The organism is Paenibacillus sp. 2TAF8 (assembly GCF_052114825.1).
In the GTDB taxonomy this organism is placed as follows: Bacteria; Bacillota; Bacilli; order Paenibacillales; family Paenibacillaceae; genus Paenibacillus.
The window spans coordinates 18,938-42,447 of sequence record NZ_JBFRFN010000022.1 but is presented as its reverse complement, the minus strand read 5'-3'; the positions used below and the strand labels follow the sequence as shown (position 1 = coordinate 42,447).

At 47.1% G+C, this 23,510-nt stretch carries 21 protein-coding genes and 1 riboswitch; of the genes, 8 read left to right on the top strand and 13 right to left on the bottom strand.

Going from position 1 to position 23,510, the window contains the following annotated elements; genetic code table 11:
* The first annotated feature begins 133 nt into the window (after nt 1-133).
* Nucleotides 134-2,848: an aconitate hydratase AcnA gene (gene acnA / locus AB4Z30_RS24420; protein WP_441930032.1), complete on the top strand. Its 2,715-nt coding sequence runs from the start codon at nt 134-136 to the stop codon at nt 2,846-2,848.
* A 193-nt stretch (nt 2,849-3,041) separates the two neighbouring features.
* Here the strand turns inward: acnA and AB4Z30_RS24415 are convergent, their stop codons facing one another.
* The 7 genes from AB4Z30_RS24415 to AB4Z30_RS24385 all read right to left on the bottom strand — a co-directional run bounded on the left by AB4Z30_RS24415 (nt 3,042) and on the right by AB4Z30_RS24385 (nt 8,283).
* Nucleotides 3,042-3,356, bottom strand: a complete 315-nt coding sequence (locus AB4Z30_RS24415) for a hypothetical protein (RefSeq protein WP_441930031.1) — start codon at nt 3,354-3,356, stop codon at nt 3,042-3,044.
* A gap of 12 nt (nt 3,357-3,368) precedes the next feature.
* Nucleotides 3,369-3,776, bottom strand: a complete 408-nt coding sequence (locus AB4Z30_RS24410; protein ID WP_441930030.1) for a hypothetical protein — start codon at nt 3,774-3,776, stop codon at nt 3,369-3,371.
* 638 nt (nt 3,777-4,414) lie between these two features.
* On the bottom strand, nt 4,415-4,624 hold the full coding sequence (locus AB4Z30_RS24405; RefSeq protein WP_441930029.1) for a hypothetical protein: 210 nt from the start codon (nt 4,622-4,624) through the stop codon (nt 4,415-4,417).
* Nucleotides 4,625-4,728: 104 nt separating this feature from the next.
* On the bottom strand, nt 4,729-5,370 hold the full coding sequence (locus AB4Z30_RS24400) for a VanZ family protein (RefSeq protein ID WP_441930028.1): 642 nt from the start codon (nt 5,368-5,370) through the stop codon (nt 4,729-4,731).
* A gap of 169 nt (nt 5,371-5,539) precedes the next feature.
* Nucleotides 5,540-6,406 carry a M15 family metallopeptidase gene (locus tag AB4Z30_RS24395; protein WP_441930027.1) on the bottom strand — a complete coding sequence of 289 codons (867 nt, stop codon included), beginning with the start codon at nt 6,404-6,406 and terminating at the stop codon, nt 5,540-5,542.
* A gap of 79 nt (nt 6,407-6,485) precedes the next feature.
* Nucleotides 6,486-7,592, bottom strand: a complete 1,107-nt coding sequence (locus AB4Z30_RS24390; protein ID WP_441930026.1) for an ATP-binding protein — start codon at nt 7,590-7,592, stop codon at nt 6,486-6,488.
* Entirely contained in the window at nt 7,585-8,283 is a 699-nt protein-coding gene (locus tag AB4Z30_RS24385) for a response regulator transcription factor (protein ID WP_441930025.1), read from the bottom strand. Before AB4Z30_RS24385 ends, AB4Z30_RS24390 begins: the two co-directional genes overlap by 8 nt.
* A 344-nt stretch (nt 8,284-8,627) precedes the next feature.
* On the opposite strand from AB4Z30_RS24385, the gene AB4Z30_RS24380 reads away from it, so the two are divergent.
* From AB4Z30_RS24380 to AB4Z30_RS24360, 5 genes are all read left to right on the top strand, one after another.
* Complete coding sequence (locus tag AB4Z30_RS24380) at nt 8,628-9,578, top strand: helix-turn-helix transcriptional regulator (protein ID WP_441930024.1); 951 nt, start codon at nt 8,628-8,630, stop codon at nt 9,576-9,578.
* An 81-nt stretch (nt 9,579-9,659) separates the two neighbouring features.
* Nucleotides 9,660-10,517, top strand: coding sequence for a zinc ribbon domain-containing protein (locus AB4Z30_RS24375; RefSeq protein WP_441930023.1), 858 nt, complete (start codon nt 9,660-9,662; stop codon nt 10,515-10,517).
* Nucleotides 10,518-11,017: 500 nt separating this feature from the next.
* Complete coding sequence (locus AB4Z30_RS24370) at nt 11,018-11,185, top strand: hypothetical protein (protein WP_186375609.1); 168 nt, start codon at nt 11,018-11,020, stop codon at nt 11,183-11,185.
* Nucleotides 11,186-11,323: 138 nt separating this feature from the next.
* Nucleotides 11,324-11,998, top strand: a complete 675-nt coding sequence (locus AB4Z30_RS24365) for a hypothetical protein (protein ID WP_441930022.1) — start codon at nt 11,324-11,326, stop codon at nt 11,996-11,998.
* 97 nt (nt 11,999-12,095) lie between these two features.
* Nucleotides 12,096-12,539, top strand: a complete 444-nt coding sequence (locus AB4Z30_RS24360; protein WP_441930021.1) for a hypothetical protein — start codon at nt 12,096-12,098, stop codon at nt 12,537-12,539.
* A 78-nt stretch (nt 12,540-12,617) separates the two neighbouring features.
* Here AB4Z30_RS24360 and thiC read toward each other — a convergent pair whose 3' ends face one another.
* Nucleotides 12,618-14,396 carry a phosphomethylpyrimidine synthase ThiC gene (thiC, locus tag AB4Z30_RS24355; RefSeq protein WP_441930072.1) on the bottom strand — a complete coding sequence of 593 codons (1,779 nt, stop codon included), beginning with the start codon at nt 14,394-14,396 and terminating at the stop codon, nt 12,618-12,620.
* Nucleotides 14,397-14,888: 492 nt separating this feature from the next.
* Nucleotides 14,889-15,002: riboswitch (TPP riboswitch) on the bottom strand.
* 159 nt (nt 15,003-15,161) lie between these two features.
* The gene (locus AB4Z30_RS24350) at nt 15,162-15,905 is read right to left on the bottom strand and encodes an IclR family transcriptional regulator (protein WP_441930020.1); all 744 of its coding nucleotides are present in this window, start codon (nt 15,903-15,905) and stop codon (nt 15,162-15,164) included.
* A gap of 425 nt (nt 15,906-16,330) precedes the next feature.
* Between AB4Z30_RS24350 and AB4Z30_RS24345 the strand changes: the two genes are divergently transcribed.
* Nucleotides 16,331-17,350: an alpha/beta hydrolase gene (locus AB4Z30_RS24345; RefSeq protein ID WP_441930019.1), complete on the top strand. Its 1,020-nt coding sequence runs from the start codon at nt 16,331-16,333 to the stop codon at nt 17,348-17,350.
* 204 nt (nt 17,351-17,554) lie between these two features.
* Nucleotides 17,555-18,847, top strand: a complete 1,293-nt coding sequence (locus AB4Z30_RS24340) for a Fe-Mn family superoxide dismutase (RefSeq protein ID WP_441930018.1) — start codon at nt 17,555-17,557, stop codon at nt 18,845-18,847.
* 138 nt (nt 18,848-18,985) lie between these two features.
* Here the strand turns inward: AB4Z30_RS24340 and AB4Z30_RS24335 are convergent, their stop codons facing one another.
* The 4 genes from AB4Z30_RS24335 to folE all read right to left on the bottom strand — a co-directional run bounded on the left by AB4Z30_RS24335 (nt 18,986) and on the right by folE (nt 23,463).
* Complete coding sequence (locus AB4Z30_RS24335) at nt 18,986-21,262, bottom strand: S-layer homology domain-containing protein (RefSeq protein WP_441930017.1); 2,277 nt, start codon at nt 21,260-21,262, stop codon at nt 18,986-18,988.
* Nucleotides 21,263-21,588: 326 nt separating this feature from the next.
* On the bottom strand, nt 21,589-21,813 hold the full coding sequence (locus AB4Z30_RS24330; protein ID WP_251511618.1) for a hypothetical protein: 225 nt from the start codon (nt 21,811-21,813) through the stop codon (nt 21,589-21,591).
* A gap of 71 nt (nt 21,814-21,884) precedes the next feature.
* The gene (locus tag AB4Z30_RS24325) at nt 21,885-22,757 is read right to left on the bottom strand and encodes a lipoate--protein ligase family protein (protein WP_441930016.1); all 873 of its coding nucleotides are present in this window, start codon (nt 22,755-22,757) and stop codon (nt 21,885-21,887) included.
* A 112-nt stretch (nt 22,758-22,869) separates the two neighbouring features.
* A complete protein-coding gene (folE, locus tag AB4Z30_RS24320) occupies nt 22,870-23,463 on the bottom strand; it encodes a GTP cyclohydrolase I FolE (RefSeq protein WP_441930015.1) in 594 nt (197 codons plus the stop codon).
* Nucleotides 23,464-23,510 lie beyond the last annotated feature (47 nt).

Genomic DNA, 23,510 nt, shown 5'->3' with positions numbered 1-23,510 from the left:
TAAAGTTATGATTATGAAATTACGTTTCACCTGATGAAACCACTGAACAAGAACACGGAACGGTGAAGGCCTGTTCTTCATTAGAAATGAACGTTTTCTTCATCTCACCGACACATTTTAAGGAGGTACATGTATGTCAGCCAAGAACCATTTCTCCGCCGCTCGTACGCTTGAGGTTGGAGGCAAGTCTTACCGCTACTACAGTCTTGATGCTCTTCAGGAAGGTGGCCACGGCGACCTTTCCAAGCTTCCCTTCTCGATTAAAGTTCTGCTTGAAGCGGCAATTCGTCAATTCGACGGACGTGCTATCACCGAAGAACATGTTAAACAACTGACCGGCTGGGCAGAAGGCCGTGATAATAATAAGGAAATCCCGTTTATCCCTGCGCGGATCGTATTGCAGGATTTCACGGGTGTACCGGTTGTTGTTGATCTTGCAGCAATGCGTGACACCGTGAAAAAAGCAGGCGGCGATCCGAAACAGATCAACCCGCTCGTTCCTGTTGATCTCGTTATTGACCACTCCGTTATGGTCGATGCTTTCGGAACCAGTGATGCACTCGATTACAACATCAAAGTGGAGTTCGAGCGTAACGAAGAGCGTTATCGCTTCCTTCGCTGGGCACAAACGGCATTCAATAACTTCCGTGCTGTTCCACCATCCACAGGGATCGTTCACCAGGTTAACCTGGAGTACCTTGCTTCCGTGGCTGCAACCAAAACGGTTGATGGTGAAACGGTTGTATTCCCGGATTCCCTCGTAGGTACGGACTCTCACACCACCATGATCAACGGTCTCGGCGTTGTCGGCTGGGGTGTAGGTGGTATCGAGGCTGAAGCAGGTATGCTTGGCCAACCGCTTTATTTTGTAACACCAGACGTTATCGGTTTCAAATTGACAGGTAACCTGAGCGAAGGCGCAACAGCAACTGACCTCGCGCTCACTGTTACTCAAATGCTTCGTAAAAAAGGCGTTGTCGGCAAATTCGTTGAGTTCTATGGACCAGGCCTTGCCAACATCGGTCTTGCTGACCGTGCAACTGTTGCTAACATGGCACCGGAATACGGCGCAACGATCGGTTTCTTCCCGGTAGACAGCGAAACATTGAACTACCTGCGCAGCACTGGACGTTCCGATGAGCAAGTAGAACTGGTTGAAGCTTATTACAAAGCTCAAGGCATGTTCCGTACTTCCAGCACCGTTGATCCGGAATTCACGGATGTAATCGAACTGGATCTTGGCTCTGTTGTACCAAGTCTTGCAGGACCTAAACGTCCACAAGACCGTATCGAGCTGACTCAAATGAAAGAAAGCTTCAACAGCATCATCCGTACACCTGTCGACAAAGGCGGATATGGACTGAGCGATGAGAAGATTGAACAAAAAGTGCCTGTGAAGCACCCTGACGGTTCCACAACTGAAATGAAAGCTGGAGCTGTAGTCATCGCGGCGATCACAAGCTGTACGAATACATCTAACCCTAGCGTTATGGTCGGCGCAGGTTTGCTTGCGAAAAAAGCAGTTGAACTGGGTCTGACTAAACCAGGATATGTGAAAAGCAGCTTGACTCCAGGTTCCCTCGTAGTTACCGAGTATCTGGAAAAAGCAGGCCTGATCCCGTATCTCGACAAACTCGGATTCAACGTTGCCGGATACGGCTGTGCAACTTGTATCGGTAACTCCGGCCCACTGCCGGATGAAGTGAGTGAAGCGATTACTGCCAACGATATGACTGTTGCTGCTGTACTGTCCGGTAACCGTAACTTCGAAGGCCGTGTACACGCACAAGTAAAAGCGAACTACTTGGCTTCTCCACCACTCGTTGTTGCATACGCACTCGCAGGTACAGTAGATATCGACTTCGAAACCGATCCAATCGGTCACGATCAAAATAATCAACCTGTATTCCTGAAAGACCTCTGGCCTAGCTCGGAAGAGATCAAGGATACTATTGCAAGCTCCCTGAATGCTCAGATGTTCCGCAACAAATATGAGAATGTGTTTACTGCCAATGAGCGCTGGAACAACATCGCTGTACCGGAAGGCGAACTGTATGAGTGGGATCCGAACTCCACATACATCCAGAACCCGCCGTTCTTCCAGGAGCTTGGCGATAAGCTGAACGATATCGCTGACATCCGCTCTGCACGCGTAATGGCGTTGCTGGGTGATTCCGTAACAACGGATCACATCTCACCAGCAGGTAACATTGCTCCGTCCAGTCCAGCCGGACTGTACCTGAAAGAGCATGGCGTAGAGCGCAAAGACTTCAACTCCTACGGTTCACGCCGTGGTAACCATGAAGTCATGATGCGCGGTACTTTCGCCAACATCCGTATTCGTAACCAGGTAGCTCCAGGAACTGAAGGCGGTATTACGAAATACTTGCCAACGGACGAAGAGATGTCCATCTACGATGCTTCCATGAAGTATCAGGATGAAGGACAGAACCTGATCGTTATCGCAGGTAAAGAATATGGTACAGGAAGCTCCCGTGACTGGGCAGCCAAAGGAACGTTCTTGCTCGGCGTCAAAGCCGTTATCGCAGAAAGTTTCGAGCGTATCCACCGCAGTAACTTGGTAGGTATGGGCGTTATGCCGTTGCAATTTCAGGAAGGTCACGGCTGGTCCAGCCTCGGCCTGAACGGACGTGAGACATTTGATATCACAGGTTTGAGCAACGATGTGAAACCAGGTCAAGAATTGAAAGTAACCGTAACTCGTGAAGACGGTACACAGTTCGACTTCCCTGTCATCGCTCGTCTGGACAGTATGGTTGATGTGGATTACTATCACAACGGTGGTATCCTGCAAACAGTACTGCGTCAAATGATGAAAAAAGCTTAATACACTTTATCTTTCATGAGATAAAATGAAATAACGAAGCCCCGCTTCCTGTGCATAGCATGCACGATGAAGTGGGGCTTTTAATTCTGAGTATTGAGGTGGGACTCGGGTTTAATGTTGTTTTGCGTCAGTCATTTTTGCTTTGTTTTAGTCATTTTCGCTTTGCTGTTGATACCTTTCTGCTGCAATCTACTCAAAAATCGATCCTGATTCCCACCTCTGAATCGTCTGGTGGTGCAGGAATGCGATAGATTCCCCTGCATTTTAACTTTTCCACGTTGATCCAATCCATAAAGTCATCCCCGCCGTAACTACGAGTATACGTCCCATATTCCAGTCCATCATCGAAATTAAACGATTCCATATATTGAGTGAACGGATGTTTACCTTCAATACTTTGCAGAAAATCAGAAAATTCGCTTCTCCACGCTTCGATCTGCTCTGCATACTCGTCAGGGACATAATAATAGAAACCGTCAGGTGTGTAATATGAAATTTTCATAATCATCCGATCTACCTCCTAGAGTTTCAGAATAGCCATACCTTCCTTCAGCTGTTCAGAAACAGCCGTGTAATACTCCATACCATCTGCAAGCTCGCTTTCCGTTTTATGTACCAGATAATAAGAATACTTCTGCATCAACTCATGTTCGTTCAACTCAATAGGCAGGTGAATGATCTCATAATAATCTGACTGCTCTGAGTTGGCATAATAACGATAACCTCTTTCGCATCGGCCAACATTCATTACCGTTTTGATCACTAATAATTCATCTCGCGTGAAGCTGCGAATCTGAGTGGACCTTTTCTCTTCCAACTCTCTTACGACATGTTGCCCTTCTTGTCTATGTGTTGCGTCTGCGATCTCGCTTTCGATAGCGATCAGCGCTCTCATTCTTTCGGTAAGCTGTTTAGCTAACAAAATCAATTCAATCCCCTCCTCCTAGTGTAGTGAACCTACAGGTATTGGCGAACATCGCCTCTTCTTTAAGATACAGAATTAGAGCATCTCATCGGTGTCTCTCAACTAAACTATTAAACAGTATCGCAAAAGTGTCCGCTTAAAACAACTCAAGCAAACGCTCTAAAGTGTAACATCCAGATATAGATTCCCGTTGGTGAACGAGACAAGATTGTATCCGTCGCAGGAAAGGAGCTAAAGTTAAGAAATAAACGCCAAGGAACGGGCAACCKTAAATTTTAACGACTCTAACGATCATGAGAAGCCTTAATTCGCCCCAAAGCAGCCGTTTGAAATTCTAACGATCCGTAGGAACGCTATTTAAGTAAATCCCCCCGAATTTATCCTGTTTTCAGATGAAATTGAGAAAATAGCGTTTCTGGTGATCGTTAGAATTTATAACTCGGCAAAATCAGCCAAATAAGGTCTGTCATGATCGTTAGCGCTGCGAGAGGAACAGAACAATGGTGATTATAGATTTAGGTTTTCGGGTTTTCGGGTTTTCGGGTTTTCGGGTTTTCCTAAATCCCCGCCACCTCCGTGCCTTTATAAAAAAACTCCCTCTCACGCATCGCTACAAGCTGTGCGTTTATAGGGAGATTCTCTTAATGCCCAATATAATGTGAGGATTGATCGAGCAGCTGCACTGTGCCCATGGTCAGAAAGAAACACGACATGACGATCAAAGTTGCTCCGATCCACCTTGCTGCGGATCGACGCTCCTTGATTTGCTGGTCTGTAACACCTGTTGTACTCTGCGGATATACCAGAAACATAAACCCTGCACTAATGAATAGTACAGCCATAATAATCAATGTAATTCCTCCTTAGACAGGCCACGAGAATGGGCTCTTTCTCACAGTTATAACTATCACTATTTCGTCTAATTACTCTCCTAGGGATTCTCATCGCTAATAATCTAGTTATTCACCACTACTCTCGATCTTCCTTCATTGAATAGCCTGTTCAATACCAGTAATACGATATACAACACATATCCGATCATTCCACCAAGGGTATTCAGCATAAGATCATCCACATCAAAGATGCCCATCCCCGTCAGCAACTGTGTCACTTCATATCCCAGGCTAAGTAAAAAGGATAGAAACAGCACATGAATCCCGGCGAAAAAAGAAAGGCGTACCATGGCCGTAATCCATACACCAAACGGTACAAATGCAAGGATATTGCCCACCAAGTGAATTGCTGTTCCTGATCGATGATGCACGGAGAGACTATGCCAGTCTCGTTTGATCTCCTGAAATGGCGTCAGATTTACAGTTCGTGTATGAATCAGATCTGGTTGACGCAGCAACGCCATCAGTCTGTCCCATACCAGTCCTACATCCACGGGTTCTCCTTTAAATAAAATCAGCTTGGTCAGCAAATAGAGATAGATCACGAATAGAGCAATCCAGACGATTCGAAGCAGATTCGGTTTTATCTCATTGCGATGGTGGCTATGATTCTTATGACGTTGGTTTACATCAAAAAGTTTGATTTTTTGATGATTTTTTTGTCCCTGTTGCCTATACTGTTCGTTCGGCTTATTCTGTCTCATGCTGTCTTTACCTCCCCGATCAGGCCGTGAAGCCGTATACCAGCCGTATTTTGACCTATTTTGTTAATCCCAGCCGATGGCGTCCTGTTTTAAACCGATTCGTATGCATCCAATATATATCAAGCCTTCGGCTGTTAGATCTACAAATCATTCTAGCAACAGTTGGTCACTAGCTTTTCTTAACCGTAACAATAACTCCTTGCATATTATCACCGGAGATGTCATAGGCATCATTCTCTGGCAGATAAATCTTCGTATCCTTCGAAACCTGATAATAATGGATATCATATGTAGCGCCATCGAGATCAACCGTCACGTCTTTCTTTTCTTTTAACATCTCCAGATACTCTTCCAAAACCATATGGTTCTTGTACATCACCGCACTATGCGGCATGCCAACATATCTGAAATGCCAGGGTTCATATTGGATGCCTGTCACGTTCACTTTATCTTTGGGATATCGCAAAATAAAGCCGTATTTCCACGCGTTTTTTTCCAGCCACACTCCCTCAGGAGCCTCACTCATTGCAGCCAGACTTGAACCTATATCCAGGGATAACCCCAGATTGTGCTCGCTGTAACCCGCAGGCAACGCATAGTCCGAACCCTTTTGCCGATACAGCTCGTCCTGCTTCTCAAAATCTCTGTAACCGCTGCTCATCAGGAAATAGCGCACTCCCTCTTTACCAGCAGCCTCAACCATCTTCTGAAATTTTGCTGTGACCTCACGGGATAACATCAACGTCTGATCCATGATGCCATAACCCTGAAGCAAATCTTCTTCATCCGCTACATATACAATATCGGAACGAATACCTTCCGGGTGAATTGGATGTTCTGAATTGATCAATACGAGATTGCCTTTATGTATTTGCTGTTTCATTTCTTGAGTTGCAGCTTCTTGGTAACCCGCGTATTTTTCATCGGTGTCCAAAATGACAATCGGCATCTCTTCTTTCTGCTGCAAAGCAGCCGTCGATTGCGTCACAATATACCCGAGCAACATGATGCATAGTAGAAAGCCCCACTTTTTCATGATTGTTCCTCCTTCCTCTCATGATTCAAGGATAGACAAAACAATTTAAAGAAAACGCAGGGCAATGTTTAAATTTTTCTTAAGTTTCTTGAGAAACCTGCTGGAAAACAGGCAGACGAACCTCAAACATCGTGTGTACCACATCACTTACAGCCGATATTACACCGTCATGCTGCTCCACGATATTACGTGCGATAAACAGCCCAAGACCCGTGCCTCCCTCTTGCACGGTCCGTGCTCGATCTCCGGTGTAATACATATCGAAGATGTGCGGCAGATCATCGGGATGAATGTGCCCCCCATAATTGATAACCTGAATGACCACTTGATTGCCATCCCGGAATCCGTTAATGTCCACGTACATGCCGTCCTTACCATGCCGCGCAGCATTAATCAGCAGGTTCTCGAACACACGGGCGAGTAACTCCCCATCTCCGGATACGGTAAGATCGTTATCAATCTTTAGACGGGTGAGCAAATGATTCTTTTCAAAAACAGGATAAAGCTCCTCGTTCATCTGCTTCAACAGCTCGCTCAGATCCAGTTGTGTCTTGCGCACAGGCAGCCTGCCGTGGTTCATCCGTGTGATCTCAAACAGATCATCAATCAGTTTCTCCAGCCGCTGGGACTTGGTAAACGCAATTGCTGTGAAATGACGTGCCTGTTCCTCTGTCAACTGCTCGTCCTTCATTAACAAATCCAGATAGCCCAGCACGGAAGTTAACGGTGTACGCAGATCATGCGCAAGGTTTACGATGAGCTGGTCTTTGCTGTTCTCGGCAAAATCCCCTCGTTCCATTGCCTCTCGCAGCTTCTGGCTCGCCATATTCACACTCTCTGCAATCGAACCCAATTCATCCTTGGACGAAATCTGCACACGATGCTGAAAGTCTCCATTCGCCAAGTGATTAATGCCTGCGGAAATCTCTTTGAAATACGTGACATAACGCCTGGTAAACAAGTAGAAAAATAAAATCGCAAGCGGGATAAAGAGCAGCATAAAGACATATAAATCGCCAATACTTCTCATCATATTCCGGTATTCCGCCAGCGGATCTTCCCGTCTCACCCCAGCGTAGTACATCTGTAACAGCTTATACACGATAAATGTTACGACGCCAGAAGCCAACATACTCAGACCAAGCATCATAATCATCGTTGTGCGAAAACTTCTCCGTTTAGTCATTGAACGTGTACCCCACACCCCAGATGGTTTTGATGAACTTGTTCTTGTTCACATCTTCTCCGAGCTTCTTGCGCAGTGTTCGAATATGTACCATGACGGTATTGCCGCTCTCAAAATACGCCTCGCCCCAAACTTTTTCAAAAATGCTTTCTGTACTGAAAACCTGTTTAGGATTGCTGGCAAGCAACACTAAGATGTCAAATTCCTTCGGTGTTAACTCCAGCGGTTTGCCGTAAAGTGTCACGCTATGTTGGTCCGGTACAATGACAAGTCCGCCTTTTTCTAAAACCGAGCGCTGCGCTGCAGCTGTGGACTGGCTGAATTGCAAAGAACGCCGTAGTTGAGAGTTAACGCGAGCCACAAGTTCCATCGGATTAAATGGCTTGGTCATATAATCATCGGCACCCATCACGAGCCCTGTAATTTTATCCATGTCTGACGTTTTCGCACTCAGGAATATGATCGGAAAATGATGCTGCTCCCGGATTTTACGGGTTACCTCATACCCGTCCATTCCCGGCATCATAATGTCCAGTACCGCCAGATCAATAGCTTGTGTCTGAACGGCCTGTAGTGCCGACTGTCCGTCAGATGCCTTGACGGTATGATAGCCTTCTTTTTGTAGATGTAAAGCAACCAGATCCGCGATCTCTATTTCATCGTCCGCTATCAGAATCGTAATTCGCTTCATTGCTTATTTCACTCCTATATGGGATGCTGAGCATATAATACCTATGAATCTAACAGATAACTTCCAGATACACAATTGAAAGCAATGTTATATAAGTAGAACAAAAGTTTTACACAGTCCACTCCGATGACAGACTAACCCTCCGATCGCTGTTATCCCCAGATTTTTTTGATTCCCTTTTCTACAGGGAAAATCCGGTGATAAGCATATGCTTCCGAAGCAGCTTTCTTTCAGAAAGCTCTCAGCGAGCGCTTCGCTTCTCCAGGTTTTTTCTGTCCTCTCCGTTCAAGTGTAAAAGAAATATTCCATTTATATAGACCCATAAATGAAAGGAAACCGTAGCTATGAAACTGGAGCGTTTGTTAGCCATTGTAGTACTGCTCATTAATCGCAGGCGATTACAGGCGAAAGACCTAGCTGACATGTTTGAAGTATCCATACGTACGATTTATCGGGACATCGACACATTAGGACAAGCTGGAATTCCGGTGTTGACATATCAGGGCGCAAGCGGTGGAATCGGTCTGGCAGAAGGTTACCGGCTGGATCGCAACTTGTTAACTGACAAGGATCTTGCTTCCATCGTCACGGCACTGCGCAGCATTTCAACCACTCATACGAATACTGCGCGTGAGTTATTGGTAGAGAAGCTGAGCAGTATCGTACCGGAAGCCAAAAATGAAGATTTCCAGGCAAGCACACACCGATTCATCGTGGATTATTCAACGTGGACACACCCTGAAGCACTGCAACAGAAATTAAAAGTCATTGATCAGGGAATCGATCAACTTCAATGCATTCATTTTGCCTATTGCAGCGCCGAAGGTGCAGAGACCTGTCGCACGGTTGATCCACACACCCTTGTACTAAAAAGGCACGCGTGGTATCTGTACGCCTTTTGCCATGAACGGAATGAATTCCGTATGTTCAAGCTGGTGCGGATGAAAGAGGTTGTGCTTGCCGAGCAGCATTTTGAACGCCAATCCATCAACCTTCAGGACAGGCCGTGGCAGCAGGAATGGAGCCGTCCGAACAATCACATTGGACTTACGCTGAAATTCCATGCCCGTGCCCGTCATCTCGCGGAAGAATGGTTTGGTATCGAAAATGTATTGCCTGACGGCAACGGGTATTATATTAGCCAGATCGCTTTCCCTGAGGATAACTGGTTATATGGCTTTATTCTCAGCTTTGGCGCGGACGTAGAGGTATTGGAGCCTTTGCATATTCGTGACAATGTGTGCCGTATGGCAGAGCAGATTGTGCAAAATTATAAAACCTCAACTCAAACCTGACAGACAGCTGTCCAGTTCCTCCCCGTATACTTTAACTATGTTCAGTTTGAAGTTGTACATAAAACCGAGGAGGAATGATTAATGAACGTTACCGTATGTCAAAGCTGTGGAATGCCACTAACCAGCACCGAGCAATTCGGCACGGAGTTAGATGGTAGCACCACCCGGGAATACTGCATTTATTGTTACAAAAATGGCAAGTTTGAGCAGCCAGGCATGACGTTAGAAGGCATGACCGAGATGTGCACCACCATTCTCAGGGAAGAAGGCATGGACGAGGAATCAGCCCGTTCGATGCTGCGCAACCAACTCCCTTTTCTTAAGCGATGGCGTAATGCAGGAAATGTAAAGAGCGGTGAAGACGGGACTGCTGTATTAGAGAAAACTATGCCAGGGAAAACAAGTCCAGATGAGCAACTCTCTCCTACAGATACAGCTGATCCAGCAAAGAATGCTCCTTTTTCCGGGGAGCCTGCTCGCTATGTCACCCTTCCGGGCAAACGCCTAGCCGGACTGTCCGCACGTACAACCAACGCGGTTGAGATGAGCGGCCAAGGCAGCATCGGTGCGTTGTGGGGGCGTTATTTTGCCTCCGAACACATTCCGTCTACTGAAGCTCCACGCTACGGCTGTTACACGGATTACGCAGATGGCATTGCCGGTGAATATACCATTTTGATCGGACATGACGTCGGCGAGAGAGAACTATTGCCTGAAGGTTTCGATGAGGTACATTTACCTCCTGCTACCTATGCAGTGTTTACTTCGAGAACTGGACCGATGGTTGAAGTTGTCAGCGAAGTGTGGGGAGCGGTGTGGGCGTGGAGCCATCAGAGTGACAGAACATTTACTGGAGATTTTGAGTATTACGATGAGCGGAGTTTAGATCCAGAACATACACAGGTGGATGTATATATTGCGGTAAACGAACGCAGGTAAAACAAGTAATACTAACGGATATCCCCTCTTCAAGAAGGCTATTTAAAGAGGGAATTGAATAAGAAAATCTAAAGCTGCCAAGGAATCCTGGCAGCTTTTGTTACATTTTTCGAGCAATATACCCCGACCATAGAACCAAGTTAGTTAGCATATACCATACCTAGTCACTTGGACATATGTCTTAGAGGTAAGCACCATTGACTTCCCTAAAATTAGGACCATTCGCATAACAACCGATACCATGATCCCATACCTTTCCTTTCATATCAGGTTCTTTGTTCCTGAATTTCCCTAAAACCGTTTACATCTTCTGAATACCGGGTAAAATCACTACATCCGAGTCGGAATAACGATTGTATCTCCGCCTCTTCATGTAACAAGTCATATGTACCTATATGTGTACAAGGCAAGTTCATTCTGTTATCACCAACAAAACGAATATTGAAAATACATACAAACTAACGATGCATGTCCATCATGCATGTAAGGAGGAAACCAAGATGATCCGCATGCCTATTCAGCAAATGATCCCGTATCACCACCAATATCCGCGCAACACGGAGACCAATGCGCCCAAAAAGGAAAATGAGAACACTCAAGGCCTATCCTTCCATGAAATTTTACAGCAAAAAATGGCGAAGAAGAACGTATCCATGAACATGAGATAACTCTTTACATCTCTGTGGCTGCTCCCTATACTACGTGTAAAAGGTGACATTTCAGACGCGAAGTTTCTTACCGATGGTTCACGCACATTATGTGATCCAGGCGCGTCTTATAGTCACTCTACATAAAGGGGATTGCCTATGAGCACCATTGCCTGTTTTCACGCGCACTACTCCAATATCAGGTTGATTGAACAAGCACTGACTTCCTATAATCTCGAACTGGTTCATTATGTAGACCCCGGTCTTGATCGGCTCAAGCATGATGATGAGTTCAATAGTGCCCTTGTTCGGGAAAAAGTAAATCAGACACTGCAATGGATGAGCCGCTGTCACGCTGACGCCATTCTTGTGACATGCACCCTGTTCGCAGCCGTGCTGGAACAAATACAACCGTTACCGATTATGGTAACGGGTATTGACGATTCGTTGCTCGCGATGATGGTGAAACATCCGAAGCGGTATTTGCTTGCGTTTACCAACCCCGCCACCGTAGAGCCGACGATGGCTCGATACCGTGACTATTTAGATCGACACTTGGCAGGAAAGGACAAGCCTGAGTTAGAGTCTGTGTTATTCCCCGGTCTATTCGACATGGTTATGCGAGGTGATCAAGAAGGCTATATCAAGGCATTAAAAGAAGCCTTGCAGCAGCTTGCTCTTGAACGCAAAGATACTTGTATTGTCGCTGCTCAGCTCTCCATGGCTCCTGCTGCTGAGCAGGCGTCTGCCAATGCAGGTATTACCATATATACGCCGCTTTCTTTATTAGGCGCGAATCTGGAGCGGGATATCGGTATCACGAAGAAAGTATAGGTAGCTTGGAAGCACACTCGTTGCAAGGTAAAACTAACAGGGACCTAATCACCATAGTTAAACGTATGTACACTTTTATTTCGGAGGTAGCGAAACCATGAAAAATCTCTCGGTTGAACCAGGTCAATCTATCGGGGATATCCGGCTGGGCATGACACAGAATGAAGTTGAACAAACGGAAGCTTTCAGCTTTGATCCCAAAGTGGAGTATGACGCCGAAGGCAAAGCACATTTTATTGAGTTTTATGAAAGTGATGAGTTTACATGTATGCTGGGAGAACYCAATCTGCTCGGCACCGAAGCTGACGTTCTGATACCGCAACTGGATGCGATTGCGCCATATGACCGAGAAGATCCCGAGCTTGGTTGCAGTTATCAATTTGATCAGATCGGTTTGATTCTGTGGCGTCCGGTACCCATGACCCGAGAGGATATGAAGGAGCCGTGGTTCCTGGAGATGCCACCCGAAAATCAGCAGGATGAAATGAAACATCTCTGCTTCTCAACAGCAGCCGTGTATGCGAAGGGATATTACGAGTAACCTGTGACTTAACCATAAAAAAGTGACCCAAGCTCAGGCACTACAGTCCTGTCGGGTCACTTTTTCTATTGTGGAAGCTTACGACCGCGACCGATACTCCTCCGCTTTCGCCTGCATCCCGGCGGCGACTGCCTCCTCGTCCTTCAGACCGCGATCAGCGGCAAAGGCACGGATGTCCTGCGTGATACGCATACTGCAGAACTTTGGCCCGCACATGGAGCAGAAATGTGCCTCCTTCGCCCCTTCTGCGGGTAACGTCTCATCGTGGTAAGACAGTGCCCGTTCCGGGTCAAGAGACAGATTAAACTGATCCCGCCAGCGAAACTCGAAACGTGCCTTCGACAGCGCATCATCCCGGCGCTGGGCGCGTGGGTGGCCTTTGGCCAAATCAGCGGCATGAGCGGCTATTTTATAAGCGATAACCCCTTCACGTACATCATCCTTGTTCGGAAGCCCCAGATGCTCCTTCGGCGTGACATAACAGAGCATGGACGTACCAAACCAACCGATCATCGCTGCCCCAATCGCAGACGTAATATGATCATATCCCGGTGCAATGTCCGTGGTCAGCGGTCCGAGAGTATAGAACGGCGCTTCCTGGCAGATTTCCATCTGCAAATCCACATTTTCTTTGATCTTGTGCATCGGCACATGTCCCGGCCCTTCAATCATGACCTGCACATCATGCTTCCACGCAATCTGCGTTAATTCCCCGAGCGTTGCCAGCTCCGCCATCTGTGCCTCGTCATTGGCATCATAGATGCTGCCTGGACGCAGTCCATCTCCGAGGGAGAACGCTACGTCATACCTTTTCATAATCTCACAGATTTCTTCAAAGTGGGTGTACAAGAAGTTCTCCTGATGATGTGCCAGACACCACGCTGCCATAATTGACCCGCCTCTAGACACAATGCCCGTCATCCGTTTCGCTGTCATCGGAATATAGCGGAGCAACACACCTGCATGAATTGTAAAATAGTCCACACCTTGCTCTGCTTGTTCAATCAGCGTATCTCGGTACAACTCCCAGGTGAGCGCCTCCGCCTCGCCATTCACCTTCTCCAGCGCCTGATAGAGCGGTACTGTACCAATCGGCACCGGGGAGTTACGGATGATCCATTCCCGTGTCGAATGAATGTTTTTGCCTGTCGAGAGATCCATCACCGTATCCGATCCCCAGCGCACAGCCCAGGTCATCTTCTCGACCTCCTCCTCGATGGAGGAAGATACAGCGGAATTACCAATATTAGCGTTGATCTTCACATGAAAATGACGACCGATCAGCATCGGCTCACTCTCCGGGTGATTGATGTTGGAGGGAAGAATTGCCCGCCCACTTGCCAGTTCTTGCCGCACGAATTCAGGCTCTACACCTTCACGTATAGCAGCGTACTCCATCTCTGGCGTAATCACGCCTTGCCGCGCATAATGCATCTGTGTGACACAATTCCCGGCCTTAGCACGTAGCGGTTGCCCGCGGAATCCCGGGTACTCTTCTGCCCCGGCTCTTCGGCCTCCGGACTTCAATCCGTTATCCTCCGGCTTAACCGCTCGCCCCTCATATTCTTCGACGTCACCGCGCTCCATAATCCAGTGATTTCGGAGCGCAGGTAACCCCTTCCGAATATCCATCTGGAATTCGGGATCGGTCATCGGGCCGCTCGTATCGTAGACACGCAGCGGCTCATTATGCTCCACCCCTTGGGGAGTATTCGTGTCATGAAGGGCAATTTCACGCTCCGGTACAGCGATGTCCGGTCGTGAGCCCTGAATGTAGACTTTGCGGCTGCCCGGGAAGGGTTGAACCCCTCCAGCCACTCCGGTTTCCTTTTCCATCGGATGACCATCGTGTCCCATTTCCTCTATCCCCATCTGCTGCCCCGTTTGGTTATGTGTACTCATGTCTCCTGTTTCCTCCTCTGTGATCTTCTTTTGCGCTATGTCTCCACAATTGCGTCAGTTGCAACTACCACACCTGCCCGGGAATCCCAAGAGCACAGAAGCACAGCAGGAATGATCCTGCCCAAGCAGCCAAATAAGATCCAAGAGACAGATTTTTATGTACAGTCAGCACGAACATGAAACTGAGACACTTCACCTTGACATTCAAGCATTGATGTTGGCATTTGTTATGCTCTCCGATCATCCCGTCCGCACTAATCTGCGAATCTCATGCTTTCTTCAAGGGACTTAACGATCGTGAAGCACAACGAATGAGTCTCTGCTTACCGCTGTATATAAAAAAGCCGGTTCCGAAGGAACCGACTGATGTCCATCACCACACTCGCAACAAGATCTATCTGCCGCAAAACAGCATCTATCCCAAGTTAACGCCCGTAGTGTTTGTGGTCATATGGCCGATTACTTCCCTACGCTGGTATGATCCAGATCAGGTGCAAAGGGTCCGGAATCTCATGCGATCCCGTCTCAGTCCGGACAATTCGGACTCCCCCAGTAACGTAAACGTATTGCGGCAATCAAGCCGCTGTTCAACTTAAAATATAACATTCAACCGACCCCGCCGGGTCGTCCATTACAGACTAGCGTAATCTGGACATAAATACAACCTTAATATTCCAGAGATAAAATCCCTTTCGAGCAAAACTTCAAACAAGAGCCCGCCTACGACAACATAAGTCCCATTTGCAGAGCAGCTTCTTTCAACACAGGTGCGTACTCATGTAATGTCTCTTGCGAGAGCCTGCTAACAGGTCCAGACACGGAAAGTGCTGCTGCAATGCTACCTCTGCGATCCATAATTGGCACGGAGACGGCAGCAGCTCCCGGCTCACGTTCCTCATAACTGGTAGCATAGCCGTTCACACGAATGTCTTCCATCTGTGCCAGATACACGTCCGGGTCGATAAATACAGGCCATTCCGGGCCGTTCATCAGTTCCTCGCGATCCTCATCAGCGGCAAATGCCATTAACACTTTGCTGGAAGCGCCTACGGAAAGCGGCAGTCTGACACCTACTGGCGCGACCCGCCGAATGGCCTGATCGCTCTGTACTGCTTGAATACGTATCCGTTCACTGCCATCACGAAGGTAGAGACTTACAGTCTCACCCAACCGATCCCGTAGCCGTTCCATTGCAGGCAACAGTAAAATCGCAGGATCATCACTACGTGACATATGTGCGGACAGTTCCCAGATGCGGATGCCTAGTCGGTATTTTTCAGTCGCTGCATCTCGTATCACGAACCCCCGATCCTCCAGCGTAGCCATCAACCGATGCACCGTACTCTTGTGTAAACCGATCTGGCTGGCAATTTCGGTGAGTCCAAGATCACTGCGTGTGGTAAAACATAATAATATATCCAGCGCCCGTTCTACAGCCCGAACGGTTAGCTTGCGGTCTTCCATGGCATGATGCCCTCCTCATGTTTCATCACATGAAACTTGGTTACATAAATTATATGAGAAACGGTCTCATCTGTAAACTAAAAAGAACCGTTTTGAAGGTGCTGTGCAAGCTGAAAAATGAACAAAATATCCATTTTACCCATCCTAATCTCCTGTAATTTACACACTATGGAATTGTTACCTCTATATCTTAAGAACTATATAACAATTGCGTAACAAATGCCTTCATTTGATTGACTTTGACTATATCGAGACATACGATAAAGACAGGAACCCTTTCAGATATAAGAATAAAAATATGACTTTAGCATCAGGATGTGTCATCGTCGTAAATACGTATTTAGAAGAATCAAAATGCTATTTTTTTCACGTCGTTATGATCTTGCAAAATTGTTCTTCAACCGAAATTTAAAGGAGGGGCGTGCATGTATCCGACATCACAGAGCGAAGCCCCGCTGCATACCAAAGTGTCCGATCTGCCCTCTTCATTGTCACCAAGGCTGATTCGGTTCAAGCATATTATCGTAGCGTTGCTGCTCTCCGTTGTATTTTTTCTGTTGTTCTGTTTTATTGCCTTACACGGTTATATTGCATGGGTGCTCTCCAACCCTACGGTCGCACCGGTGTTTTCGAACCCGATGCAGGCCAAAAACATGAAATATGAAGACATTACATTCCCTGCAGCCGACGGTAGCCGAACCATGCAGGGCTGGTATATCCCTGCAAACACCGATACAGGCAAAACTATTATCTTCAGCCACGGCTACGGAGCGAACCGTGAGGAAACCTGGGTGCCTATGTATGATCTGGCTCATTACGCACACCAGCTCGGGTTTAATGTGGTCATGTTCGATTACGGCTTTGCCTCTCAGGTGAACCGAGCCGTGGCTACTGGCGGCAAAGCCGAGTCTCAGCAATTGCTGGGAGCCATTCAGTTTGCGAAGCAGCGTGGAGCACAGGAACTGGTTGTCTGGGGATTTTCCATGGGAGCAGGGACTTCACTACAGACTGGACTTCTGACCAATGAAGTGGATGCCATGATTCTGGACAGTACCTTCCTGCTGGAGCCCGATACGTTGTACCACAACATTCATAATCAGATTAATCTCCCTCGTCAACCAACGCTGGAGATTATGAAGTTACTCTTCCCTGTCTTGAACGGTACCGGCCTGCAACAAATACCCTATCAGGAAGTGAAGAAAAAGGACTATCCTTTCCCGATCTTCTTTATTCACGGTACAGAAGATGAGAAGGCCCCTTACCCGATTGCTGAACAACTTGCCGCCAATCAGACGAATCCTTATTCAGAAGAATGGATTGTGCAAGGCGCGCATCATGAACTGATCTTCCGGGAGCATCCGAAGGAATATCTGCGCCGCGTATCGACTTTCCTTAGTCACGTGACGAAGACAAGCAGTGAGGATGTACAGCAAAACCAGCAGTAATATTAAAAATGATATACAACATTTCGATATGTCTAGAGCCCTCTGGGGCTCTTTTTTTATACTCATAGGACAATGCGTCCCAAGAATACACTGTTGAGACAGAGCAAAGGTAATTGGACGAACAGCGGGTTCGTATGTTGGCACATGCCTTGAAAGAAGTACCTTATTCGTAAAATAATCTGAAAGATTGGAGGTATAACGCATATGAACTGCGATGGATACGGCCATCTGCTTCCACTACGGACGCTGGAAGAAATCCGTTTCTGGAAAGAGCAAGAGAAAGAACATACGCTCATTCTACGCGCACTGGTTCCAGACCTTGAACCCTCCTACGTTAAACTTCTGGAGGACTGGGAAGCCGCCTTTGCGAACAGTGAGCGAGTGGCGAATCAGTTGATAAAACAGCTGCTGCCAGCAACCCAGCCGCCTGCTCCCTATATCATGCGAAGTATCGATCAACTCGTCCAGACATCACAGCATCAGTCCAGAGAGTTTATAAAGCAGCTTTATATCATGCTTGAGCAAAGTGCAGCGGTGCGTGCAGTCCCACTTGCTCAAACTTTCATTTTGCATATCATTCGCGAATCGGAGTATTTCCTGGGGGTATTAGAAACGCTGAGCCAGCCGGGCATTTTGCGGGAAACAGAACCAGCATCATCGATACTGCTGGAGAATGCTCTACACAACATTAACTCCAAGGTCACTCCGAACGCACGTCTAGAAGCAACGGAATTACATGCTTCTTCTGTCGGGCAAACCAATGCATCCCCTGCTGCTTCCGCACAGGTGCAATCGTCGTCACTCCAACCATCGCCGAGTGGGGTGGCTCCTGCTCAAACCCTGCCTGCTTCTACCCCGGTAAAAGAAAAGCCGGTTCCCATTGGCGGGCATACGTTGCCTCCCCTCCCTTACGCGTATAATGCGCTGGAGCCGCATATTGACGAACTGACGATGCGCATTCATCATGACAAGCACCATCAGTCCTATGTGGACGGTTTGAACGTTGCGGAGAAGAAACTCGCGGAATCCCGAAAAAAGAACAATTTTGAACTCATCAAACATTGGGAGCGTGAGCTAGCCTTTAATGGAGCAGGGCATTATTTGCATACCATCTTCTGGACCATTATGAACCCGGTCGGTGGCGGTAAACCTACAGGCATGCTTGCAGAGCAGATCAAACGTGATTTTGGCAGCTATGAAGCATTCAAAAATCAATTTACCGAGGCTGCTAACAAGGTGGAAGGTAGCGGCTGGGCCATGCTGGTCTGGAGTCCGAGAGCACATCGTTTGGAAATTTTGCAGGCTGAAAAACATCAGAATTTGTCCCAATCGGACATCGTTCCACTTCTTCCACTGGATGTATGGGAGCACGCCTACTATCTCAAGCATCAAAACGAACGAAAAAAGTATATTGAAGACTGGTGGAATGTCGTCTACTGGCCTGCTGTCGCGGAACGGTACGAAACGGCACGAAAGCTACTGTGGCCGCCTTATTAGGCAACGAATGTAAAAAAAGAGATATCTCCAGTCAAAGACTGAAGATATCTCTTTAGAACATGTCTCCCTTATCGCCATGCAAGCCGATAATTTGTCCAACTAACTTTATTTATTTTCACGAGTTCAATATGCTCGTCATTATTCCTTGATGGATGCGGCCTGAATCGCTTGGTAAGCCCAATGGGTATCAGACACATCCGACCAGGTTTTTAGCGTTGTTGCTGCAGGCTGAAGACCAATCAATTTGTTGATTATGGTCACGGCTTCAGCACGCGATACAAGCTTTTCAGGACGGAATGTACCGTCCGTGTATCCCGTAAGAACACCTGCTGCATCTAGCCGAGCGATTGCTTCCTGGGCCCAGTGCTGCTTCACATCCGTGAATGTAGTCATTGCTTCGGATGTCGTCGCCTGTTCACCTTTCAGCAAATGTTGTAATACACCCGCCATCTCTGCTCGTGTCATCCCTTGTTCCGGTTGGAAGCTGCCGTCTGTGTACCCTGAGAAGTACCCGGCTTGGACAGCAGAAGAGATACTGTCATAAGCCCAGTGGCCACCTTTAACATCAGTAAATGATGCTTCACTCTTAGCCTCCACAGTGCCTGTTACGCGCGTAATAAGTGCCGCCATCTCGGCACGTGTTACGAACCACTCCGGTTGGAAACGACCGTCTGTATACCCGCGAATATACGGTTTGGCTTTTGCCGTGTCATCAGCCCAGTCTTTGACCCGTACCACAGAAAAGGTACTGAACTGATCCACATTGATCTCGATGCCTTGCTGGTTATTATCTTTATTCAATGTCACTACTTTACCGTGTACCAGCTCTTTTGTTCCGTTGCTGTGTTCGATGTACACGCCAAGATCCGCTGGTTTCACACCTGCAAGCTGTTTGCTGTCTACTGGCAGGACAAGCGTTACTGGACGACTTTGCAGATTCGTTTCAATGGTCATCGGACGTCCCAGAACCTGAATGTCTTTGGTGCCAGCGATTTGAGTAATCGTCTCGTTAGTCAGCAACCTTTGTTCAATGGTCTGACGTGTCTCCTGTTTCTTTACAGGCACCAGGCGGAAATATACATCATCTGTTCTGTCTTTCATAGATGAGGCTGGGATGGTTACTTTCACGTTTGGATTGGAAATAACCAATTCAATTCCTTGTTCAGTGAACAACTTAATTGATTCCCGCGCTAGTTTCACGTCCCACTGAGAGACTTCATCTTTCACGTCTGGAATCAGAACAACAGCGGTACGTGATCCCGTTTTCTTCAACTGGTCAATGACCGATTGCGCTTTATTTGGATTCAATCCAAGCTCGTCTTTTATCGTACCATCTGTTCCACGAGTCCGGATGATTTCCAACGAATCAATGGTGGATGCCTGCTCGCCATTTGCCACATCCACTTTAATAATCTCCTTCTGTGGAGCAGAAGAGACCGGTGATGGAGATGGAGAAGTAGGTGAAGATGTAGAAGGTGTTGGAGAAGGCGACACGACCACTTCTCCCCCGCTATTGCCTTGAGATTGCGGTGTTACCGAGGCGGACACTTTAAACTCTGACATCCCCGCACTGCTTGAAGATCGAACAGCAAATACATAAGGCAGACCGCTCGTTAGATTTGAAACGGTATACTGCAATGCACTCATTGGCCCCGCTACTTTAGTCCAACTCTCAGGATCTTGTGGCGCAGTACTGCCTTGATACATATATACGACATACCCGTCTGCCCCAAATACACTATTCCAATTCAACTGAACTTGTCCATTAATAGTCTGAGGAGTAAGTGCTGCTGGTGCTGCTGGCAACCCAGGTGTGATTACGTTAGAAACGACATAATCGGATACAGAATGTTCCTGGCTATCTTGATACGTGGACGTTACAGCAAAAATATACGTTTTTCCATCTACCAAGTCCGGAACTTCATTTTCTACTGAAAGGGTATTGGTTATATCAATCCAATCGGCTGGATTAGCAGGAGCGGCAGTACCTTCATACTTATAGACGGTGTATGTCCGCTCAGGCTCCTTCGTCCAGGTCAGATGCACTTTATCACTAACTAACGTTGCCTTTACATTATCTGGAGTCACCAAAGTTTGAAAACCTTCCGCTACAAGGATTTTGACAGGATTGCCCTCTCCTTGTTCTTCCATGATAACAACTGAATAATTGGTTTCACGGGTTAAATTAGTAAGAATAATCGTCTTATCTACCCCCTGTTGAATCTCAAAAAACGTCTGATTTGAGATTGCATTGGCCTTGTATTCCTCTAGGCTAGAGTCAGAGGTACTTGGAAAAGGTGTTGATTGCAGATCATAATATATTGTAGCTGTATGATCTAATCTTATAGTGATTTTAGCCGACGTAGGTGAGAGCAAGTGAGGAGATACCACTTCAAATCCTGAATCTGCCTCCACTACCTTTGCCCCCCATGTCGAAAACGGTAAAGCCAGCATCAAGATCATGACTATACAAATCTTTGTTAAACTATGGACCTTTCTATTTCCCTGTTTAGCAGCCTGCATATCTTTAATCTCCCTTCTCAAAGAAATTTCGTCTATATTTATGGGGAGATCATATCAAAATATTCTGAACATTTTCTGAACAAAATACGACATATTTCACGTTTTATCGATGTTATCTGACTCGCAAGATGAAATCCACGCAAAAAAAAGCGAACCTCTCATTAGAGATTCGCATAAATATCAACTTCATATTACACTTCATACATAACATAGCTATGTTAAGAAGCACAACCCTCGCACGCTACATAGTTGTCGCCAACCTGTTTGCTAATGGCGATCAGATCACCGAGTTTGATATCGGACTCTTCTGTGAACTCCAGATCAGCAATACGTGCCACAATCAAGGCAGCAGCCTCTTCTTTACTGGTTGCCATCTGGCTGAATTCTGATTTTTCACCTGTCGAAACGACTTCATACAGGTATGTATATCTCAATGTTTCCACTCTAATCCTCTCCTTCCGAAATCACATCATACCATCTCTGTTACCCAATTCCAAGCCTGCCGAAAAAGAACCTAGTCGTACCGCAGTTTCATCTGCTCTGCTGTTAGCAAAACTTCATCCGTACCAACAGAAAGCACCCGCTCTATCTCTGCATATGGGTACCTTCTGCGCAGGGTACGCACCAGCGATGCGGTATACGCTGCACTTGACGGCACGCCTGCCAGCTCCTGCAAACTTGCCATGGTACCAAGTTTTACTTCAGGATATCCTTTGGCTACTCCCCCCGAGGCCTCTTCATAGAATCTACGCACTTCAGAAGCAAGCCGATCCCCCTGATCCTCCACAATGATAAATGCCGTGATGATATAGGCTTTGGCCTGACGCCGCTGGGCAATCCCGCAAAATTTCAAACCGCCTACACTGACATCATAATCCCCGGGGCAGAAAGCCCCCTGCACTTCACCGGTCTCTGCCTGAGTTGTCCAAGGGATTAACGACTCGGCGATAATCGAAGCCATCTCGCGGAAATCATCATGAATATTAATCGCATGGCCCGGATTAGGCAAGATCAGCGACACATTCACAACTCCCGGATTCAACGGAACTGCGGCTCCACCAGAAGGCCGTACACATACGGCTGTACCCTCGCCTCGAATACGTTCCATCGCTTCAACTGCGCGCGGCAGCCTACGGTCACGCAGACCCGCAACAAAGGCATCGGGATGCCGCCAAATATGAGCAACAGGCAGATGTCCAGCACCTACGCGTCTACACATCACTTCTTCCCATGCAAAAGCATCAAGAACGCTGCTGTCAGGGCGCATAAGGGGTGTCTCCCAAATCTGCAAACGCAGAGATGTATGCTTGTCAGGTAATATCCTTTTTTCAGTCGAAACACTCTTCTCCGACTCTGGCAGTTGATTGGATTGGGAAGATAAACTCATCGTCCATAACCTCCGACTATCAATTCATATGTAGTTTCAGACCCTGCGACATTACGAAAACAACGCCCATATAAATAAGCCGGTTCCCCAAGGAACTCGGCTTATTTATCATTTACTCTTTCACCAAAGACAGAAACTCGGCACGCTGTGCAGGGTTATCGCGGAAAGAGCCACGTACAGCAGACGTTACCGTCTTGCTGCCCGGTTTCTTCACACCACGGGAGCACATGCACAAGTGCTCGCCTTCAACAACCACCATTACCCCATGGGGTTCAACAGTCTCTGCCAGAATATCCGCAATTTGTGATGTAATTCGTTCCTGTACTTGAAGACGGCGTGTTACCGCTTCGACCAGGCGTGCCATTTTGCTCAGACCCACAATTTTCCCGCTCGGTACATATCCAATATGGACTTTACCAAAGAACGGTGCCATATGGTGCTCGCACTGACTGTAGTACACGATATCTTTCACGATGACCAGCTCTTCGTGATTCTCGTCAAAGGTGACACCCAGCACGTCACGGGGATCTACTTCATATCCACCAAAAATCTCTTCGTACATTCGGGTTACACGCGCAGGCGTTTCCAGAAGCCCCTCACGTGTACTATCTTCTCCAATTAATTTGAGAATCTGTTCGACATGGTACTCGATCTTCTCCCGATTGTCGGATACTTTCGAATTCAAATAATCTTTAACACCAGCCACTTTCAAGCGCCTCCTTTCGAACCACATCCTGCAAGCGATTAATCACC